The sequence below is a fragment of the Stenotrophomonas sp. GD03819 genome (assembly GCF_029841665.1).
Taxonomy (GTDB): domain Bacteria; phylum Pseudomonadota; class Gammaproteobacteria; order Xanthomonadales; family Xanthomonadaceae; genus Stenotrophomonas; species Stenotrophomonas geniculata.
The window spans coordinates 35754-53432 of record NZ_JAOCEW010000001.1; the positions used below are offsets into that span (position 1 = coordinate 35754).

The following is a 17679-nucleotide window of genomic DNA, read 5'->3' on the forward strand; positions in this document are numbered from 1 at the left end:
GCGCGCCATGGGCCAGAAGGCGAAGTTCGGCATCAAGAAGCGCGAGAAGGGCATCAACGTAACGCCCTTCGTCGACGTGCTGCTGGTGGTGCTGGTGATCTTCATCCTGACCAGCAACGCCTCCATCCCCGGCATCGAGGTCAACCTGCCGAAGGCCAGCAACAGCGTGGCACTGGAGAAGCCGAAGACCAAGGCGATCACCATCGACCCCAGTGGTCAGGTGTTCCTGGATGCCTATCCGGTGACGATGGCCGAGCTGGAAGACCGCCTGCGCACCGAGCGCGCGACCACGCCGGATTTCCCGGTGATCGTGCGCGGTGACGCGCAGGTGCAGTACGCCCGCGTGGTCGAGGTGCTGGACCTGCTGCGGCGGCTGGAGCTGGCCCAGGTCGGCCTGGTCACCGGCAAGGCGCAGGGCTGAGGCATGACGGCCCATCAACCCCCTCGGCCGGAACCCGGCATGCGCGGTCGCCAGCTGCTGGTGACCGTTGCACTGGTACTGGCAGCCTTGCTGGTGCTTGGCATCGCCGTGTGGTGGATGCTGTTCAAGGACACCGCCAGCACCCGCAGGCCGGTGGTGCAGCCGCCGATGCTGGCATTGCCGCCCCCCCCTCCGCCGCCGCCACCGCCGCCGGAAAAGCCACCGGAGCCGGAGACGCCGCCGGAAGAAACGATGCCCGAACCGGAGCCGCTGGATCAGCCGACGCCCGCTGAAGAGCCCACGCCGACGCCGGACAATGCAGACCCGGTGACGATGAATGCCGATGCGCAGGCCGGTGGTGACAACTTCGGCATCCAGTCCGGCAGTGGCGGCGGTTCGTCCGGCGTCGGCCGTGGCGGCGCCGGCAATGCCACCTATGGGCGCTATCTCGGCTATCTGATGCAGCAGGCGATCTCGCGCGACGACAAGGTCAAGCGCCTGGCGTTCCAGCTGCAGGTGAATGTGTGGCTGTCCAACGATGGCCGCCTGGAAAAGGTCGAGCTGGTGCGTGGCAGTGGCAACGAGGAGGCCGACGCGGCCGTGCTCGATGCGCTGCGACGCATCGGCAAGGTCGACCAGGCACCGCCGCCGTCGCTCGATTTCCCCGCCCGCGTGCTGATCCAGGGCCGCCGGCCCGGGGCCTGATTCCCGACCTCCGTGATTTCCCTTCTTTCGATGAGAACCGTGATGAACGACCACGTCCGCGCACGAACCGACTCCCGCCGCCCGCGGCCGGCCCGACGGGCGCTGCTGTGCTGCGCCGTGCTGCTCAGCCTGGCCGCCCCGGCCGGTGCGATGGCCGCAGAAACCACCATGGTCAAGCTGATCAAGGGCCTGATCGCCAGCGGCGCGCTGAAGCCAGAAGACGGCCAGGCATTGCTGGTGCAGGCCGAGGCTGAAGCAGCGGCCGCATCGCGCACTACGACCACCGCACCTTCGGCCGCCAGCGGTGGCGTGGCCCTGGAGGCCGGCGACGTGCGCGTGCCCTACGTGCCGCAGAGCGTGCGCGACGGCATCCGTGACGAAGTGCGCCAGGATGTGATGGCGCAGGCCAGGTCCGAGGGCTGGGCGGCACCGAACGAAGTGGCTGAGTGGACCAAGCGCATCAAGGTCACCGGTGACATGCGCGTGCGCAGCGAGTCGCGCTTCTTCTCCGAACGCAACAGCGACATCGTGAGCAACTGGTCGTCGATCAATTCCGGCAACGGCTTCGACACCAACACCAACACCAACCTGCAGCTGCCGCCGCTGCTGAACACCCGCCAGGACCGCCGCAACCTGTGGCGCATCCGCGCCCGCCTGGGCATCGAGGCGACCATCGGCCAGCACACCACGGCCGGTGTGCGCCTGGCCAGCGGCAGCAGCAATGGCCCGGTGTCGACCACCGAGCAGCTGGGTGGTGGCCTGAGCAAGAAGGACGTGTGGCTGGACCAGGCCTGGCTGGCCTACAGACCGGCCGACTGGGTGACGGTGCGCGGCGGCCGCTTCGGCAATCCGTTCTGGACCAGCGATACGCTGTTCTCCAACGACCTGAACTTCGACGGCCTGGCCGCCAACCTGCAGTATGACTTTGACGGTGGTGACCTCGGCCTGTTCGCCAACCTGGCCGTGGTACCGCTGGAGTACACCTCCGACAGCGCGCCGAGCCAGAGCCGGGTCAAGACCCCGAACGAGAACAAGTGGCTGTCCGGTGCACAGGTCGGCATGAACTGGCGCTTCAACGACGACAATGCGCTGCGTGCCGCACTGGGCTACTACGATTTCAAGAACATCAGCGGCCGCCTGTCCTCGCCGTGCGCGCTATATGCGGGCGCGGTGGGCTGCGATACCGACTGGTCGCGCCCAGCGTTCATGCAGAAGGGCAATACCCTGATGCTGATCCGCGACATCGCGCGCAATCCGCTGGACCCGGCCAACACGCCGACCCCGCAGTATGTCGGCCTGGCCTCGGCATTCCGCCTGGCCACGCTCAACCTGCGCTGGGATACGCAGCTGGCCCAGGGCATCGGCCTGCGCCTGGATGGCGACTACATCCGCAACCTGGCCTACGACAAGCAGGCCATGTTCAGCCGCGCCAACAACGGCATCGTCAACAACTACGGTGCCGGTGGCGCCGCCAGCATCGATACCTTCCGCAGTGGCGACACCGCCTGGATGGTGCAGGCCACCTTCGGGGCCACCGAGCTGAAGGAAAAGGGCCAGTGGCAGGCGCTGCTGGGCTACAAGCACATCGAGGCCGATGCGCTGCCCGACGCCTACAACGATCCGAACTTCCACCTCGGCGGCACCAACGCCCGTGGCTACTACGTGGGCGGTGCCTACGCGCTGGATGCACGCAGCTGGATCAGCGGCAAGTGGATGGCGGCCAAGGAAGTGTCCGGTGCGCCGCTGTCGATCGACGTGTTCCAGCTGGAGTTCAATACCGGCTTCTGAGTGGCTGGCGTGATGCGGATCACGTCGTGCCTGGCGGGGGCGCAGCGATGCGCCCGTCTAAGGAAAGGAGACCACGCGTTGCACATAAGGAGGAGTGGATGAGCCGTCGCAAGCTGTTCGAGAGTCCCGAACCGTCCAGCCAGTCGCTGGGCATCGGGCCGGCCTACGTCTCGGTGGAGGGGTTGCGCCAGCACCTGGCGGAGTTCCTGCTGTATGCGGGACGACCGGTGGTGATCATGCGTGGGCGCAGCGAAGTGGGCTATTTCCTGCCGGCGCGCTGCTGGCGCCAGCGTGACGATGATCCGCTGGCGGCGGCCGCCGCCGACCAGCTGCTGGATGCGGCCGGTTTCCAGGCCGAAGACATCCAGCAGGTGGAGCAGGAATTCAATGCCATGCGCCAGCGCACCGTGCTGCATTCACGGCGCTGAGCGGAATGTAGAGCCGAGCCCACGCTCGGCTGCATGCTGCGGAGCCGAGCATGGGCTCGGCTCTACAGGAGATCCACGCCATGCGTGGATGGGGTTACGCTGCAGCTCCACGCTCACTGGTGATGCGTGCACCTTCGCGCATCACCAGGGTCACCGGGGTCTTTTCCACCACCTCCAGCAAGCGCTGCCACTGCGCATCGCTCAGCTCGGCGCTGGCATGCAGCACGCGGTGCACGTGGAAGCGTCCATCCGCGTCACGTTCCGAGCGCAGCTCGGCATGGAATTCGCCCAGCTCCCAGCCCTTGCGCTGCGCGTACATGCGCAGGGTGATGGCGGTGCATGCCGCCAGCGAGGCCAGGTACAGGTCGAACGGTGCGAAACCCTTGCCCTGGCCGCCCAGCGAGGCGGGCTCGTCCGCATCCACATCGAAGCTGCCATTGCTGATGTGGTGCAGGTAGTTGTCGGCGGTCGAAACAATGCGTGCGTAGGCCATCACGTTCTCCATCTGTCTATAGCGTCGAGCCATGCTCGACCGTTCCCAAGGGCGGCGCCAGCCAGGGTCGGCGCCGCCACGCAGTTACTCGGTACGATCGTACGAGAACTGGATGCCCGCCGTACCCCCGGTTTCAATGAAGAGGTTCATGAAGGCCGGCGCCGTTTCCGAACGGGCCCAGTCGCGCTGCAGCTCGCAGAACAGCTGCGGCACGCTGATCAGCTGGCCACCGGCCTGTTCGATGCGGCGCAACGCGGCATCATGCGCCGCCAGCGAGGTACCGCCGACGGCATCGACCACCACGTACACCTCATAGCCCTCCTTCAACGCATCCAGAGCCGGGAAAGTCAGGCAGGCCTCGGTCCACAGCGCAGTCATGATCAGCTTGCGGCGGCCGGTGGCTTCCACCGCCTTGCGGAACTCGACGTCCTCCCAGGAATTGATGGTGGTGCGATCGTAGGTAGGGTAGTCGCCCAGCACCTTGCGCAGCTGCGTAATCGGCGGCTTGTTCAGGCCGGTCTTGACGTTGACCGTCGAATGCACGATCGGCAGGCCGTAGGCCACTGCGGCCTTGGCGGTGCCGACGATGTTGTTGACCAGCAGCTGGCGGTCCATCGAGGCGATGGAGTTCACCTGCACCGGCTGGTAGTCGATGATGATGAAAGCGGAATTCTGCGGGGTCAGCAGGTGGTCGCTGGCCGGGTCGCGGATCGGTTCACTGGACATGATGGGTCTCCGGTTGGGAGGGGTGCCGGCGGCGGGCAGGCACCCCGGGGGCAGCTCAGCTGCGCTGCGAATCCAGCGGTTCATGGTTCTTCTGCACGCCCTGGGCCTTCAGGTAGCTTTCGATCAGCAGCTGGTAGTTCGGGAAGATCTTCGTGTAGACCTCGGCCCACTGCTGGGCATCGTCGCGGTTCCAGGTGCGCTGGATCTCCGAGGCCACCGCGGCGGTGTCCATCGGTACCACGCCGGCCTGCACCACGCGGGCCAGGGTGATCTCCTCGGCCATCTTCGAGTAGGTGCCGGACGCGTCGATGACCGCGAACACCTGGTAACCATCGGCGACGGCGGCGATCGACGGGAAGGCCATGCACACGCTGGTGATGGTGCCGGCAATGATCAGCTGCCTGCGGCCGGTGGCCTTCACCGCAGCAACGAATTCCGGGTTGTCCCAGGCGTTGATCTCACCCTTGCGCGCCACGTACTGCGCATGCGGGGCCGCGTCGTGGATCTCCGGGATCAGCGGGCCGTTCGGGCCCTGCGGAACCGAGGCGGTGGTGATCACCGGCATCTTTGCCAGCGTGGCCATCTTCGCCAGCGCGGTGGCGTGGGCACGCACGCTGGTGAACGGCATGTCACCGATGGTCTGGAACAGGCCACTCTGGTGGTCGATCAGCAGCATCGCGGCATTGTCCGGATCGATCACCGGGCGGGCACCGTTGAAGTTGGCGGGGGTACTCATGGTCAGTCTCCTGGAAAAAGTGGGCGATGGCCCGGAGGGTGCGGCGGGCCAGTGCCCGCCGCTTTGAAACGATCAGTGCGCGATCTGCCCGAAGCGGCCGCTGTTGAAGTCGTTGACCGCCTGCGCGATCTCGGCCTGGCTGTTCATCACGAACGGGCCGTAGCCCACCACCGGCTCGTCGATCGGCTCACCGCTGAGCAGCAGCACGGTGGCGTCGCTGTCCGCATCGACGAACACGTCTTCGCCGCTGCGGTCGAAGGTGACCAGCTGTGCCTCGCCGACTGGCTGGCCGCTGTTGAACCGCACCGTGCCCTTCAGCACCACCAACGCCAGCGTGCGGCCATCGGCCACCGGCAGCTCGGCGTGATGGCCCTGCCGCAGGCGGATGTCCCAGACATCCATCGGCGTGTGGGTACGCGCCGGACCGGCGTGGTTGTCGAATCGACCGGCGATGACACGCACGCGGCCGGCGCCATCGGGCAGTTCAACCGAGGGGATCTGTGCGTCAAGCAGGGTCTGGTAGCCCGGCGCACCCATCTTGTCCTGCGCGGGCAGGTTCACCCACAGCTGGACCATGTCCAGCGTGCCGCCGCGCCTGCTGAACTCCGGGGTATGGAACTCCTCGTGGAGGATGCCGGAGGCAGCGGTCATCCACTGCACGTCACCCGGGCCGATGGTGCCGCCGGCCCCGGTCGAATCACGGTGGGCGACCTCGCCCTCATAGACGATGGTGACGGTCTCGAAACCGCGATGCGGATGCTGGCCGACCCCGCGCGGGGTATCGCTGGGTGCGAAGCTGTAGGGGCCGGCATAGTCCAGCAGCAGGAACGGGCTCAGGTGCTGGCCGTGGGTGTTGTAGGAAAACATCGAGCGGGCGGGGAATCCGTCGCCCACCCAGTGCGGGCGGGGGGCGCTGTAGGTACCGGTGACACGCTTCATGGCGATCTCCTGGCCGGGGCTGCCGGCCGCTGTTCTTCATTGCGGAGACGATATCGCCGCGACAATTGAGCCGGTAGACGCCAATATTTGCCGTCATAGTTCTATCTGGTGAACAATGGTCGCAGGCCATGAGCCGCAGGAGATCGTCCCGTGTTCATCGCAGATATCCGCCGTTGTGACCTCAACGATCTGTTCTACTTCGCCATGGTGGTCGAGCACGGCGGCTTCTCGCAGGCCGGCCGGGCGCTGGCCATGCCGAAGTCGAAACTGAGCCGGCGCATCGCGCTGCTGGAAGAACGGTTGGGCGTGCGCCTGATCCAGCGTTCGACCCGGCGCTTCTCGGTCACCGAGGTGGGCCAGGACTACTACCGCCATTGCAAGGCAATGCTGGTCGAGGCCGAAGCGGCCGAAGAAGCGATTGCGATGTCACGCGCCGAGCCGCGCGGCACGATCCGCCTGGCGTGCCCGATCGCGATCCTGCATGCGCGCATCGGCACGATGCTGGCCGATTTCCTGGCCCTGCACCCGCAGGTGACGGTACAGCTGGATGCCACCAACCGGCGCGTCGACGTGGTGGGCGAGGGTGTGGACGTGGCGATCCGGGTGCGGCCGCCGCCGCTGGAGGACAGTGACCTGGTGGTACGCGTGCTGGCGCGCCGGGTGTGGTGCACCAGTGCCAGTCCGGCGCTGCTGCAGCGGCTGGGCACGCCGCAGGTGCCGGCCGACCTGGCGATGATGCCGACTGTTGCTCTGGCCTCGCCCAGTCAGCAGCATGTGTGGGAATACAGTGGGCCCGGCGAGGTCCAGGCCAGCGTGCATCACCGCCCGCGGCTGGTCAGCGATGACATGATCGCGTTGCGCGCAGCCGCGGTGGCCGGGGTCGGGCTGTTGATGCTGCCGCGGATGATGATCACCGATGAGTTGGCCAGTGGCGCGCTGGTGCCGGTGCTGCAGGAGTGGGTGCCGAGGCACGGCATCGTGCATGCGGTGTTCCCGTCGCGGCGGGGGCTGCTGCCAGCGGTGCGTGCGTTGATCGACTACCTCGCCGAGCGTTTCGATGCGTTGGACGAGCCCTAGGTCTTCCATCCACGCATGGCGTGGATCTACTGAACCTGCCATGCGTGGATGATGGTTTGGGGTGCGGCTTGCCGCCTGCGGCTGCGCAGCCCACAATCCACGTCCGGACCGTCGCCATCACGCCCATCATTCCCCGGTCCGGCCTTGGCACCTATGTCTCCCAATGCCCTGGCGCTGGTCGAGTTGCTGATCCGCGAGCGCCGTGCGTTGTCTCGCTTCATCGCGCGCTATCTCGACCCGGCCAGTACCGAGGACACGCTGCAGAACCTGTACCTGAAGGCCAGCAGCGTACCCGGCGATCCCCCCATCCTCGAGCCGCGCGGTTATCTGTACCGGATGGCCTACCATCACGCGCTCAACCGCAGCCAGGCGGATGCCCGCGAGCGGCGCGCGATGGCCGAGTACGCCACCGACATGGCCGAGGCGGGCCACGACGGCGAGGCCCAGGCGCTGGACCAGGCACAACTGCGCGAGATCACCCGGACCATCCTCGCGCTGCCGGCGCAGGTACGCGAGTGCTTCGTGCTCAACCGTTACCTGGGCCTGAGCGAGCGCGAGATCGCCGCGCGCCTCGGCATTTCCAAGAGCGTGGTCGGCAAATACGTAATGCGCGCGGCACTGTTGATCCAGCAGCACCAGCAGGCAACACGCCGATGAGCCGTGATTGCCGTGGGCAGATCGCGCCCGCCGTTGTCACAACAGGAAGGCGCACCCGTTCGCGGTGCGGCAGGCCACAACCATGACCACGTCCGAACCCTCGCCGCGTCAGGCCAGGCAGGCGTTGCGCTGGGTGATCCGGTGCAGTGCAGGCCCGCTGCCGGAACGCCAGCAACGAACCCTGCAGCGCTGGCTGCAGGCCGATCCCCGCCATGCGCTGGCATGGCGCCAGCAGCAGGCCTTCTGGCAGGGCCTGGATGCCGCCGGGCCCGAGGTGCTGGCCGCGCTGCCCGGGTTGACGGCTGATCGCCAAGGGTTGCGCCCGATCGCGTCGCGCCGCCGCCTGCCGTGGCTGCTGGCCAGTGCTGCCGCAGTGGTGCTGATGGTTGCCGCTGCGCCACACGCGCTGCTGCTGGCACGCAGTGACCTGCACAGCGGCGATGCACCGCGCATGGTGCAGTTGGAGGACGGCAGCACCGCGGTACTCGACGCCGGCACCGCACTGGCGATTGAATTCGATGGCCAGCAGCGCCACCTTCGTCTGCTGCGCGGCCAGGCCTGGTTCCAGGTAGCGCACGAGGCGCGCCCGTTCCAGGTGGAGGCGGCGGGCGGCCAGATCCGTGACATCGGCACCGCCTTCAGCGTGTCGATGCAGGACACCACGGTCCTGACCCAGGTCAGCGAGGGCGGGGTCGATGTGCGCCCGGGTGATGGCAGTGTGCAGCGCCTGCATGCCGGGCAGGCACGTGTGTTCCGTGACGGTCGCTGGCTGCAGCCAGTGCAGCTGGAAGATACCGCGACCATGGCACCGTGGCGGCGTGGCGAGGTAGTGATCGACGATCAGCCGGCCGCGCAGGCCATCGCCGATCTGGCGCGCTACCGTCGTGCTCCGGTCTGGGTACTGGGCGGGCAGGGCGCGAGCGTGCGGGTCAGTGGCCTGTTCCACCTGCAGCAATCGGAGACCGCCATCAATGCGGTGGCCGCGCAGGCAGGACTGCGTGTGCAGCGCTTGCCCGGCGGAGCGCTGGTGGTGTGGTGAGGTGCCTGCGGCACAGCGCACAGCGCCCCACATGGAAAAAAAACATGAAAAAACCGTGGGCACTCGCTGTGCCCTTCTGTCTATAGAGGTATAGCCAGAGCGAAACACCGTTTCTCCTCAAGCCAGACATGCCACCGGCACTGGATGTGCCCGTGGTTCCGCCACGCTTGAGGAGTTCCTGTCCATGCCGTCCACGGCATCCGCCTGTCATCGTCGCGCCACCGTCCTGGCTCTTGCCATCTCCACCGCATTGCTGCCGCTGGCCTGGGTGCCGGCCGTGCAGGCGCAACCGGTGGTCGTCGCACCGTTGCGCCAGTACACCATTCCGGAACAGCCCCTGGCCGACGCCGTGCGTGCCTTTGGCCGCCAGGCCGATGTGCAGGTGGTGTTCCGCAGTGACCTGGTGGAGGGCCGCCGCTCCAGTGCAGTGAGTGGTGAGTACAGCCAGATGCAGGCACTGCAGCAGCTGTTGCGCGGCAGCGGCGTGCGTGCACAGCGCGGCATGGACGGTACCTGGAGCCTGCGGGCCGCAGCGGAGGCGGGTGAGGGGGAAGGGGTGCGGGTGACCAAAACACTGGACGTGGCCGGTCGCCTGCAGTCGGAAGGGGGCGAGGCGCGTGATCGGCGCGGCTACGATGATGTGTTCGCGCTGGACCTGACCACGGCGTATTCGGGGCGCGACCGGGTGGAGCGCTATCGCGGCTCCAACCCGGCCGACGTGGTCAAGGATCTGGTCGGTGTGTTCAGTGGCGATGCGCGCAACAGCGGTGCGCTGGACATCAACATCCGCGGCATCCAGGGGCCGGGGCGGGTGCCGGTCAGCATCGACGGTGGCGAACAGGCGCTCACGGTCTGGCGCGGCTACAACGGCGTCAGCAACCGCAACTACATCGATCCCAACCTGATGGGTGGCATCCAGGTCATCAAGGGGCTAGGGCTGGTGCGCGATGTGCACAGCGGGATCGGTGGCGCGCTGGTGATCAAGACCATCGACGTCGATGACATCGTGGAAACGGGTGAGCGCTTCGGCGGGGAGCTGAAGATCGAAGGCAGCAGCAATGCGGTGGCGCCACGCCTGCCGCGGCTGCACACCGGCGAGGATTACCGCACCGTGCCGGGGTTCCCGCAGGGCTCGCCGAACTCGCCCTACGACGACCGCACCCTGGTGGTGCCGGTGAAGTCGCGCAGTGGCAACAACCCCTTCGATGGCGAGGACCAGGCCTGGCGCCTGGCGCTGGGCGTGCGTGGCGACAACGTCGACCTGATGGCCGCCTACGCCTGGCGCAAGCGCGGCAACTACTTCTCCGGGACCCAGGGCAGCGCCTACTACGACCAGGACCGGCGCGAGCAGTTCGAGTACCAGGGCATCGACTACATCACCACGCTGGCGCGCTACTTCAAGCCCGGCGATGAAGTGCCCAATACTTCCAGCGAACAGGAGTCCTGGCTGGTCAAGGGCAGCTGGCAGATCAACGATGACCAGCAGTTGAAGGCGACCTGGCGGCGAACGCTGTCGCACTACGGCGAGATCATGCCGTCGCGCATCCTGTCGGCACCGGACTATGGGCGCATCCAGTGGCCGCTCAGCCGGGTTGCGTCCGATGCCTGGAACCTGGAGTACCGCTTCCAGCCGGCCGCCAGCCGCTGGCTGGACCTCTACGCCAACCTGTGGCGCACAGAGACGGACAGCGATACCTACACCGCAGGCGGCTTTCCGAACTTCGCCCCGGGCAATCCGGACTGGAATGCCGGCGCCAGCCCGATTCTGCGCAACACCGCGCTGGCAAATGCGAGCAACGACCGGACCGGCCTGACCCTGAGCAACCGCTTCGCCCTGCATTCGACCCTGGACCTGACCGTGGGCGGCAACTGGCAATACGAGAAGCTCGGTTCGCGTGACCCGTATTTCGGCCCGTCCGACGGCTGGCGCATGTACCCGCGTGCCGGCCGTCGCCAGGAGGGCGAGGGCTACCTCACGCTGGAATGGCGTCCGGTCGACTTCCTGACCCTCAATGCCGGCGTGCGTTACAGCCGTTACTGGGCGTTCGACGACTTCCTGCAGGCCCACCCGGAACTGCAGACGACCTCGATCGTGCCGCGCGAAGCGCAGTACCGGGTGAATGAACTGCCGCCGCGGCCGGACAGCCTGCAGGGCGAGATCGACGCACTCGAGAGCGAGCGGGAATTCTGGGACAGCATCGGCATGGGCTGGATCGTCGATCAGTCGCTGGCCGACCTGCTGCGCAAGTACGAGACACCCAGGGAGGTCCAGCACGGCGTTCCCTGGTTGCCCGATGCAAACGGCAACTACAGCCGAGCCACCAATCCCTGCCTCAACGGCGAGGTCGCCGCCATCCCTGGGCTGCTGCCGATGGTCCTCGGCACCGACATCCGCTGCAGGATCGGGGGCGGGGCGATGCAGTCGGTGGCCGGGCGCAACGAACGGCACCGCGATCACGCCTGGTTGCCGACGTTCTCGGCGACGGTGCGTTTCTCGCCGGCCGCTCGTGCCTATCTGCGCTACAGCGAGGCGGTGCGCTTCCCCAGCATGTTCGAAAGCACCATTGCGTTCTCCAGCAGCCTCAATCCGCTGTATCCACTCAAGCCGGAGCATGCCTACAACTACGAGCTGGGGTACGTGCACAACCTTTCCGGGCTGTTCGGCAACACCGCCGATGCCGACGTCAAGCTGGCCTACTACGTGCACAAGACCCGCAATGTCATCGAGCGTGATGCGTACTTCATGTTCGACAACATCGACAAGCAGACCATCCGCGGCATCGAGCTGCAGGCGCGCTTCGACAACCGGCGCTTCTTCACCGATCTGGGCATCAGCCGCATCCTTGAAAACGAAGTCTGCGATGAAAGCTCGGCGGTACGGCTGGATGCGGACCAGGGGCGGGTGCCCAACTGCGTCCAGGATGGCTTCGTCAGCGGCTATCTGCTGACCCAGGCCACGCCGAAGCTGTCGGTGAACTGGTCACTCGGCACCCGCCTGTTCGATGAGCGCCTGGAGCTGGGCAGCCGCATCGTGCACTACCAGCGGCACGACAATCCGGACCTGCAGGCCTACCGCGACCGCCTGATCGCCGGGGGCAGCAGCCTGCTCTGGCAGAACGTGCCCTTCACCTGGGGAAACATCACCACGGTGGATGCCTACGCCCGCTGGCGCTTCAACCAGCACGCCAGCGTCGAGCTGGTCGGCAGCAATCTCGGCAACCGCTATTACGTCGACCCGGCAACACGCTCAACGCTTCCGGCACCGGGCCGCACGATCAAGCTTGGCATCACCGCGCGCTTCTGAGTCCGCATTCGACAGGGAGAATCAACCGTGAAACAGCCCCGCACCCTTGTACTTTCGATCGGCCTGCTGGCTTCCATGCCGGTCATGGCTGCCGACATCGCTGGCGGGCAGAGCCCGGCCCAGGACGGCGTCCATTACATCAACGCAGGCGAATCGACACTCAATGCCGGTCCGCACCGTTCCGGTCGCGCAGGCATTTCGTTGGGGCCGTATGCCAACGCGGCGCGAGTGGACGTGACCAGCCTTGTGCCCTACGCCACCACGGTGGTGCGTGGCGCAACCACGGTCCGCACGCTGGGCCCGGACGCAGGCCTGCCGTTCGCCACCGCTGGCGTGGGCCACTTCAGCTTCGTGCAGGTGGGCAATGCAGATGTCTGGTTCGGTGAATGGTCATCCAGCGGCGCGCAGGCGGGCTTCAATCACCGCCAGGTGTTCTTCGTCGGTGACCGTGCCGGTACTTCGCTGCCAGCAGGCATCGTGACCTACACCTTGGCTGGCATCAACCGCTTTGATGGCAGCGGCGTGCTGGAAGGTGCACTGCGGGCGAATTTCGATACCGGCACCGTCACCGCCGGCCTCGTCGGGACCGGATACAGGCTCGCCGCGAGCGGCACGCTGGATCGCGCCACCGGTGCGTTCAGCGGTTCGGCCATCGCCAATGGTTCGATCATCGGTACCAGCAGCGGCCAGTTCTTCGGCGCCGGTGCCAGTGCGGTGACCGGCATCGCAACCTTTGCCGGCAACAGCCAGTTCGATACGTCCTTCGGCGGTCAGCGCAACTGATCCGCCGCCGTTCCTTTTTGTGTTGTACCCGTAGTTCCCTCAACCCAAGGAGCAATACCATGAAAATGATCAACCGTTCCCTGTTGGCCGTCGCCGCTGCACTGGCCCTGGCCGGCACTGCGCAGGCGGCCGACATCGTCGGCGCTGCCAGCCCGGCGACCGACGCGCAGCTGTACGTCAAGGTGGGTGCGTCGGAAGTCAACGGCGGCCCGCACTCGGCTGGCAAGGCCGGTATCGGCGTTGGCACCGTGTCCAATGCCAAGCCGGTCGATTTCCAGGGCCTGGCGGCCTACTCGGCCCCGACCACCGTCAATGGTGTCACCGTACGCACACTGGCCATGCCGATCACCGGTACCCCGGGCAGCCATTCCGGCATGGGCCACTTCAACTTCGTCAAGGTCGGCAGCGGCGATGTGTGGTTCGGCGAGTGGTCCAAGGATGGCGCCGCTGGTGGCTTCAACAACCGCCAGGTCTATTTCGTCGGTGACCGTGCCGGCACCACGCTGCCGGCCGGCGTGGCCACCTACAGCGTGGCAGGCCTGAACAAGTTCAATGGCAGCAACCTGCTGTCGGGTACGTTCCGCGCCAACTTCGGCAATGGCACCCTGCTCGGTGGCCTGAGCGGTGGCGGCCTGTCGATCAACGTCAACGCCAACATCAACAGCGCCAACGCCTCGTTCGCCGGCACCGCCACCGCCAACGGCAGCGTTGCCGGCACCACCCAGGGCCAGTTCTTCGGCGCCAACGCGGCCACCCTGGCCGGTATCGCCACCTTCAGCGGCAACAGCCAGTACGACACCGCCTTCGGCGGCAGCAAGAACTGATCGCCACGCCCCTGACGGGGCAGGGCAGGGACAAGCCGCGATCCGCCAGTCCCTGCTTCGGTCCGCTGCATGCACCACCACGGATCGACCATGCGCCATTCCATCTTCCTTGTCGTACTGCTGTTGGCTGCCACCGAGGTGCGCGCCCAGCAGGACGATCTTCGTCGTGCGCTTGAACAGGGCACCGAACTGCGCCACCAGCAGCAGGACCAGCAGCGCCTGCAGCAGGCCGAGTCGGAGCGGCCGACCATCACCATCGACGGCCAGACGCTGCGCGTGGAGCGCACCGTCGATGATCTTGGCCAGGCCCTTTACCTCTCTCTGCAGCATCAGCAATGGCAGGCCGCCGCTGCGTTCCTCGATGAGTACATCGAACTGCCGGGGCATGACCCCCTGCTGCGCCACTATGCGCAGGGGGCGCTGGCGCGGGTGGCAGGCGACCATCGTCGCGCGGCGATGGAGTACGAAGCGCTGCTGGCGGCGCAGCCGGATTTCCTGCCGGCCCGCCTCGAGCTGGCACGTGTCTATGCGGAAGACCAGCGCGATCGCGATGCGGCCGCGCTGTTCACCGCCATCGCTGCAGGCATCAATGCCGATGATCCGGCCACGGCCGGCGTCCGCGCGCGCGTGGACGGTTACCTGGGCGCCCTGCAGGCGCGCCAGCGCTGGAAAGGCGCGCTGTCCGCCGGCCCGGCATGGAGTGACAACATCAACCGCAGTTCGGCCAGTCGCACCTGCCTGTTCGGCGTGGGCGACGCCTGCATCATCGAACGGAAACTGCCGGACGCCCAGCGCGCGGCGGGCCTCGACTACGACGCCAGCCTGGAACGGCGCTGGGTGCTCGGCGGGCATCATGGGCTGTACGTGCGCGGTCTCGCCTTCGGCCAGGCATGGCGCGGGCACAGTGCGTACAACGAGCTCAATGCCAACGTGCAGGCGGGTTACAGCTGGCGTAGTGCACGGCAGACCGTGATGCTCGCCCCCAGCTATGACTACCAGGCCCTGGGCAACCATGCGCTGCAGGGCGGCAGCGGCGTGCACGCGGAATGGCAGTACGCCCTGGATGCACGCAGCCTGCTCAAGCTGGAGGCTGACTGGAAGCGCCAGCGCTATCGCCAGCAGGGCCTTGCCAGCAACTACGACGGCGAGCTGGCATCGCTGTACGCCACCTGGTTCCGCGCGCTCAATCCACGCTGGACGGTCTTCGCCGGGCTGGATGTCACCGACAGAAGCGCAGCCGACCCGGCCAACGGCTACCGCCAGCGCGGCCTGCGGCTGGGCGCGGCGCGGCAGTGGAGTGGCACCACGGCCACCGTATTCGTGTCGCTGCGCCAGCGCGACTACGACACCTGGAGTCCGTTGCTGGAGGCGCGCAGGCAGGACGACGAACAGAACCTGATCGCCATCGTGCGCAGCGAGCGCCTGGCCGTGGCCGGGCTGGTACCCAGCCTGAGCCTGCGCTACGCGCGCATCGACAGCAACGTCGGCTGGCTGTACAGCCACGACCGCAGCCTGCTCAGCCTGAAGTGGGAACGGGCCTTCTGAACGCGGCGTTGCAATGCCGCGGTGAACGCGCCGTGGCCGCGACCTTCATCCATCATCACGCGCTCTTGTAGCCCGGTTCGCGCATCCTGCGGGCGTTGCGGCAGAGGTGGGCCGCGTGTATCGAGGAGCGCCGGTCGTGCTGGAAGCGGGCAACAAACCAGAGGGCCTGAAAGGGCTGCGTGTACTGGTGGCGGAGGATGAATTCGCCATCGCGATGTTCCTGGTCGACTATCTGGAGCTGAAAGGCGCACAGGTGGTGGGGCCTGCCGGTGACCTGCAGGCGTTGGGGCAGCTGGTCGATACCCATCCCATCGATGTGGCGTTGCTGGACATCAACCTGGGCGGTGAGCAGGTCTATCCGCTGGCCGATCGGCTGGCCGAAGCGGGTACGCCCTTCCTGCTGACCTCCGGTTACGACGACAATCTGCCCAGCCGCTTCGCCAGCGCGCCGCGCTGTACCAAGCCTTATCACATCGAAACCCTGGTGCAGCAGCTGGCCGGGCTGGTGGCGGCGCCGCAGGTCTCTGCGGGCATCGCCTGATTGCGCGGCATGTCGCGTCGTCCTGAAGGCATCCACGCCGCCACGCTGCGTGGCGGGATGCCACCTGCGCCGCGCCTGCATGCGCGCCACGATGGCATGGCCGCGCGTATCGCCCGCCACGACTGGTCATCCACGCCCTTGGGTGCCTGCGCGCAGTGGCCGCCCCACCTGCGCGCTACCGTGGACCTGATGCTGGCCCATGGCTTCCCGATGATCGTGCTGTGGGGCGAGCAGCTGGTGCAGCTCTACAACGATGGCTATGCCGAGATCCTGGCCGACAAGCATCCCGGTGGACTCGGCCAGCCGACCCGCGAGTGCTGGCCCGAGGTCTGGCACATCAACGGGCCGCTCTATACCCGGGTTTGGCAGGGCGAGACGCTCACCTTCGAGGACAAGCTGTATCCGCTGGTCCGCCGGGGGCGTCTGGAGGACATCTGGTTCACCATCACCTACAGCCCGATCCGTGGTGAGGAAGGGCGCATCAACGGCGTGCTGGTGACGATGTTCGAGACCACCGCCGCGCATCTGGCGCGGGCCGCGCGCGAGCGCGAGGAACTACGGCGGCGCGAGAGCGAGCGACGCCTGGAGCTGGCCTTCAGGATGCTGCCGGTCGGCCTGTGCATCGTCGATCTGCAGGGTCGCATGCTGCTGTCCAACGACCAGATGCGTGCCTACCTGCCCAGCGGCAAGGTGCCTTCCACCGATGAGGCCAACCTGCATCGCTGGCGTGGCTGGCATGCCGACGGTAGCGCCATCGGGCCGGAGGATTTCGCCATCGCCCGTGCAATGCGCGGCGAGACCGTGGTGCCGGGGCTGGAGTTCCAGTACCTGCACGACGATGGCCGCGCGCGCTGGACCCGGGTCGCGGCCGCGCCCCTGCGCGATGGCGATGGCGAGGTCAGCGGGGTGTTCGCCATCGCCGTGGACATCGACGATCTCAAGCGTGCCGCCGAGCGCCAGTCGGTGTTGCTGGCGGAGCTGCAGCACCGGGTGCGCAACATCATGTCGACCATCCATGCCATTGCCTGGCGGACCCGCGAGTCGGTCAGCAGTGTGGATGAATACGCCGAACGGTTGTGCGGGCGACTGATGTCGCTGGCACGCACGCAGAGCCTGCTGACCCGTGGCGCCAATGCCGGGGTCTGCCTGCGTGGCATGATCGATGAGGAGATCGCGGCGCAGACGCCAGCAGTGGCCGCCTACCGCCTGCAGGGCGAGGACGTGCTGCTGCCGCCGAAGGCGGCCGAAGTGCTGTCCTTGGCGATCCACGAATTGGCGACCAACGCCCTGCGGCATGGTGCGCTGACCCATGAGGACGGCCGGATCGACGTGTCCTGGCACCTGCAGGTGCAGGACGGGCAGCCGTGGCTGGGGCTGCACTGGTGTGAACGCCATGCCACCGTGGAAGACTGGGAGCTGCCCCGGCAGCGTGGCCTTGGCCGGGCGCTGATCGAGCAGCGCGTGCCGTACGAGCTCGCCGGCAGCGGCGAGCTGCGCTTTGGCCCACAAGGCCTGGATGCCTGGATCCGCTTCCCGCTGCGCGAGCGTGACAGCCTGCTGCAGACTGATGCTCCGGACGCAGCGGCGGACGGTTCCGGCAGGTAAAGGTCCATTTATCCCCAATTGGGCCAAATTGGGTATAGTGGCCATTATCCACCCTGCCCGGAGCCGTG

General features: G+C 67.0%; 17 protein-coding genes. 13 read left to right on the plus strand and 4 right to left on the minus strand.

The genetic code is table 11. The features are described 5' to 3' along the window. Positions 1–7: 7 nt before the first annotated feature. The 4 genes from N5D45_RS00130 (at position 8) to N5D45_RS00145 (ending at position 3342) form a co-directional block, all read left to right on the plus strand. A complete protein-coding gene (locus N5D45_RS00130; RefSeq protein WP_005409874.1) occupies positions 8–421 on the plus strand; it encodes a biopolymer transporter ExbD in 414 nt (137 codons plus the stop codon). Between the two features lie 39 nt (positions 422–460). Then, positions 461–1126 carry a cell envelope integrity protein TolA gene (locus N5D45_RS00135; RefSeq protein WP_164191084.1) on the plus strand — a complete coding sequence of 222 codons (666 nt, stop codon included), beginning with the start codon at positions 461–463 and terminating at the stop codon, positions 1124–1126. A gap of 42 nt (positions 1127–1168) precedes the next feature. Next, entirely contained in the window at positions 1169–2914 is a 1746-nt protein-coding gene (locus N5D45_RS00140) for a putative porin (RefSeq protein ID WP_057502769.1), read from the plus strand. 98 nt (positions 2915–3012) lie between these two features. Beyond that, a complete protein-coding gene (locus tag N5D45_RS00145; RefSeq protein ID WP_049409507.1) occupies positions 3013–3342 on the plus strand; it encodes a hypothetical protein in 330 nt (109 codons plus the stop codon). A 94-nt stretch (positions 3343–3436) separates the two neighbouring features. Here N5D45_RS00145 and N5D45_RS00150 read toward each other — a convergent pair whose 3' ends face one another. The 4 genes from N5D45_RS00150 to N5D45_RS00165 form a co-directional block, all read right to left on the minus strand. Continuing rightward, positions 3437–3835, minus strand: coding sequence for an OsmC family protein (locus N5D45_RS00150; protein WP_049480979.1), 399 nt, complete (start codon positions 3833–3835; stop codon positions 3437–3439). 84 nt (positions 3836–3919) lie between these two features. Next, on the minus strand, positions 3920–4561 hold the full coding sequence (locus N5D45_RS00155) for a hydrolase (RefSeq protein WP_164191086.1): 642 nt from the start codon (positions 4559–4561) through the stop codon (positions 3920–3922). Between the two features lie 55 nt (positions 4562–4616). After that, entirely contained in the window at positions 4617–5297 is a 681-nt protein-coding gene (locus N5D45_RS00160; protein ID WP_164191088.1) for a hydrolase, read from the minus strand. 72 nt (positions 5298–5369) lie between these two features. Then, positions 5370–6236, minus strand: a complete 867-nt coding sequence (locus N5D45_RS00165; protein ID WP_197657041.1) for a pirin family protein — start codon at positions 6234–6236, stop codon at positions 5370–5372. 150 nt (positions 6237–6386) lie between these two features. On the opposite strand from N5D45_RS00165, the gene N5D45_RS00170 reads away from it, so the two are divergent. The 9 genes from N5D45_RS00170 (at position 6387) to N5D45_RS00210 (ending at position 17611) form a co-directional block, all read left to right on the plus strand. Continuing rightward, positions 6387–7313, plus strand: a complete 927-nt coding sequence (locus N5D45_RS00170) for a LysR family transcriptional regulator (RefSeq protein ID WP_228354568.1) — start codon at positions 6387–6389, stop codon at positions 7311–7313. 153 nt (positions 7314–7466) lie between these two features. After that, positions 7467–7970 (plus strand): RNA polymerase sigma factor, encoded by a 504-nt coding sequence (locus N5D45_RS00175; protein ID WP_164191092.1) that lies wholly within the window; start codon positions 7467–7469, stop codon positions 7968–7970. Between the two features lie 82 nt (positions 7971–8052). Next, positions 8053–9009: a FecR domain-containing protein gene (locus N5D45_RS00180; protein WP_164191094.1), complete on the plus strand. Its 957-nt coding sequence runs from the start codon at positions 8053–8055 to the stop codon at positions 9007–9009. A gap of 184 nt (positions 9010–9193) precedes the next feature. Then, positions 9194–12313: a TonB-dependent receptor gene (locus N5D45_RS00185; protein WP_279938349.1), complete on the plus strand. Its 3120-nt coding sequence runs from the start codon at positions 9194–9196 to the stop codon at positions 12311–12313. A 27-nt stretch (positions 12314–12340) separates the two neighbouring features. Beyond that, on the plus strand, positions 12341–13096 hold the full coding sequence (locus N5D45_RS00190) for a Slam-dependent surface lipoprotein (protein WP_197657039.1): 756 nt from the start codon (positions 12341–12343) through the stop codon (positions 13094–13096). Between the two features lie 59 nt (positions 13097–13155). Continuing rightward, positions 13156–13920 (plus strand): Slam-dependent surface lipoprotein, encoded by a 765-nt coding sequence (locus N5D45_RS00195; protein ID WP_019659846.1) that lies wholly within the window; start codon positions 13156–13158, stop codon positions 13918–13920. A gap of 90 nt (positions 13921–14010) precedes the next feature. Continuing rightward, positions 14011–15465, plus strand: a complete 1455-nt coding sequence (locus N5D45_RS00200; protein ID WP_228354566.1) for a surface lipoprotein assembly modifier — start codon at positions 14011–14013, stop codon at positions 15463–15465. A 136-nt stretch (positions 15466–15601) separates the two neighbouring features. After that, a complete protein-coding gene (locus N5D45_RS00205) occupies positions 15602–16006 on the plus strand; it encodes a response regulator (RefSeq protein WP_019337750.1) in 405 nt (134 codons plus the stop codon). A 9-nt stretch (positions 16007–16015) separates the two neighbouring features. After that, positions 16016–17611: a PAS domain-containing protein gene (locus tag N5D45_RS00210; protein WP_279938350.1), complete on the plus strand. Its 1596-nt coding sequence runs from the start codon at positions 16016–16018 to the stop codon at positions 17609–17611. Positions 17612–17679: the final 68 nt, after the last annotated feature.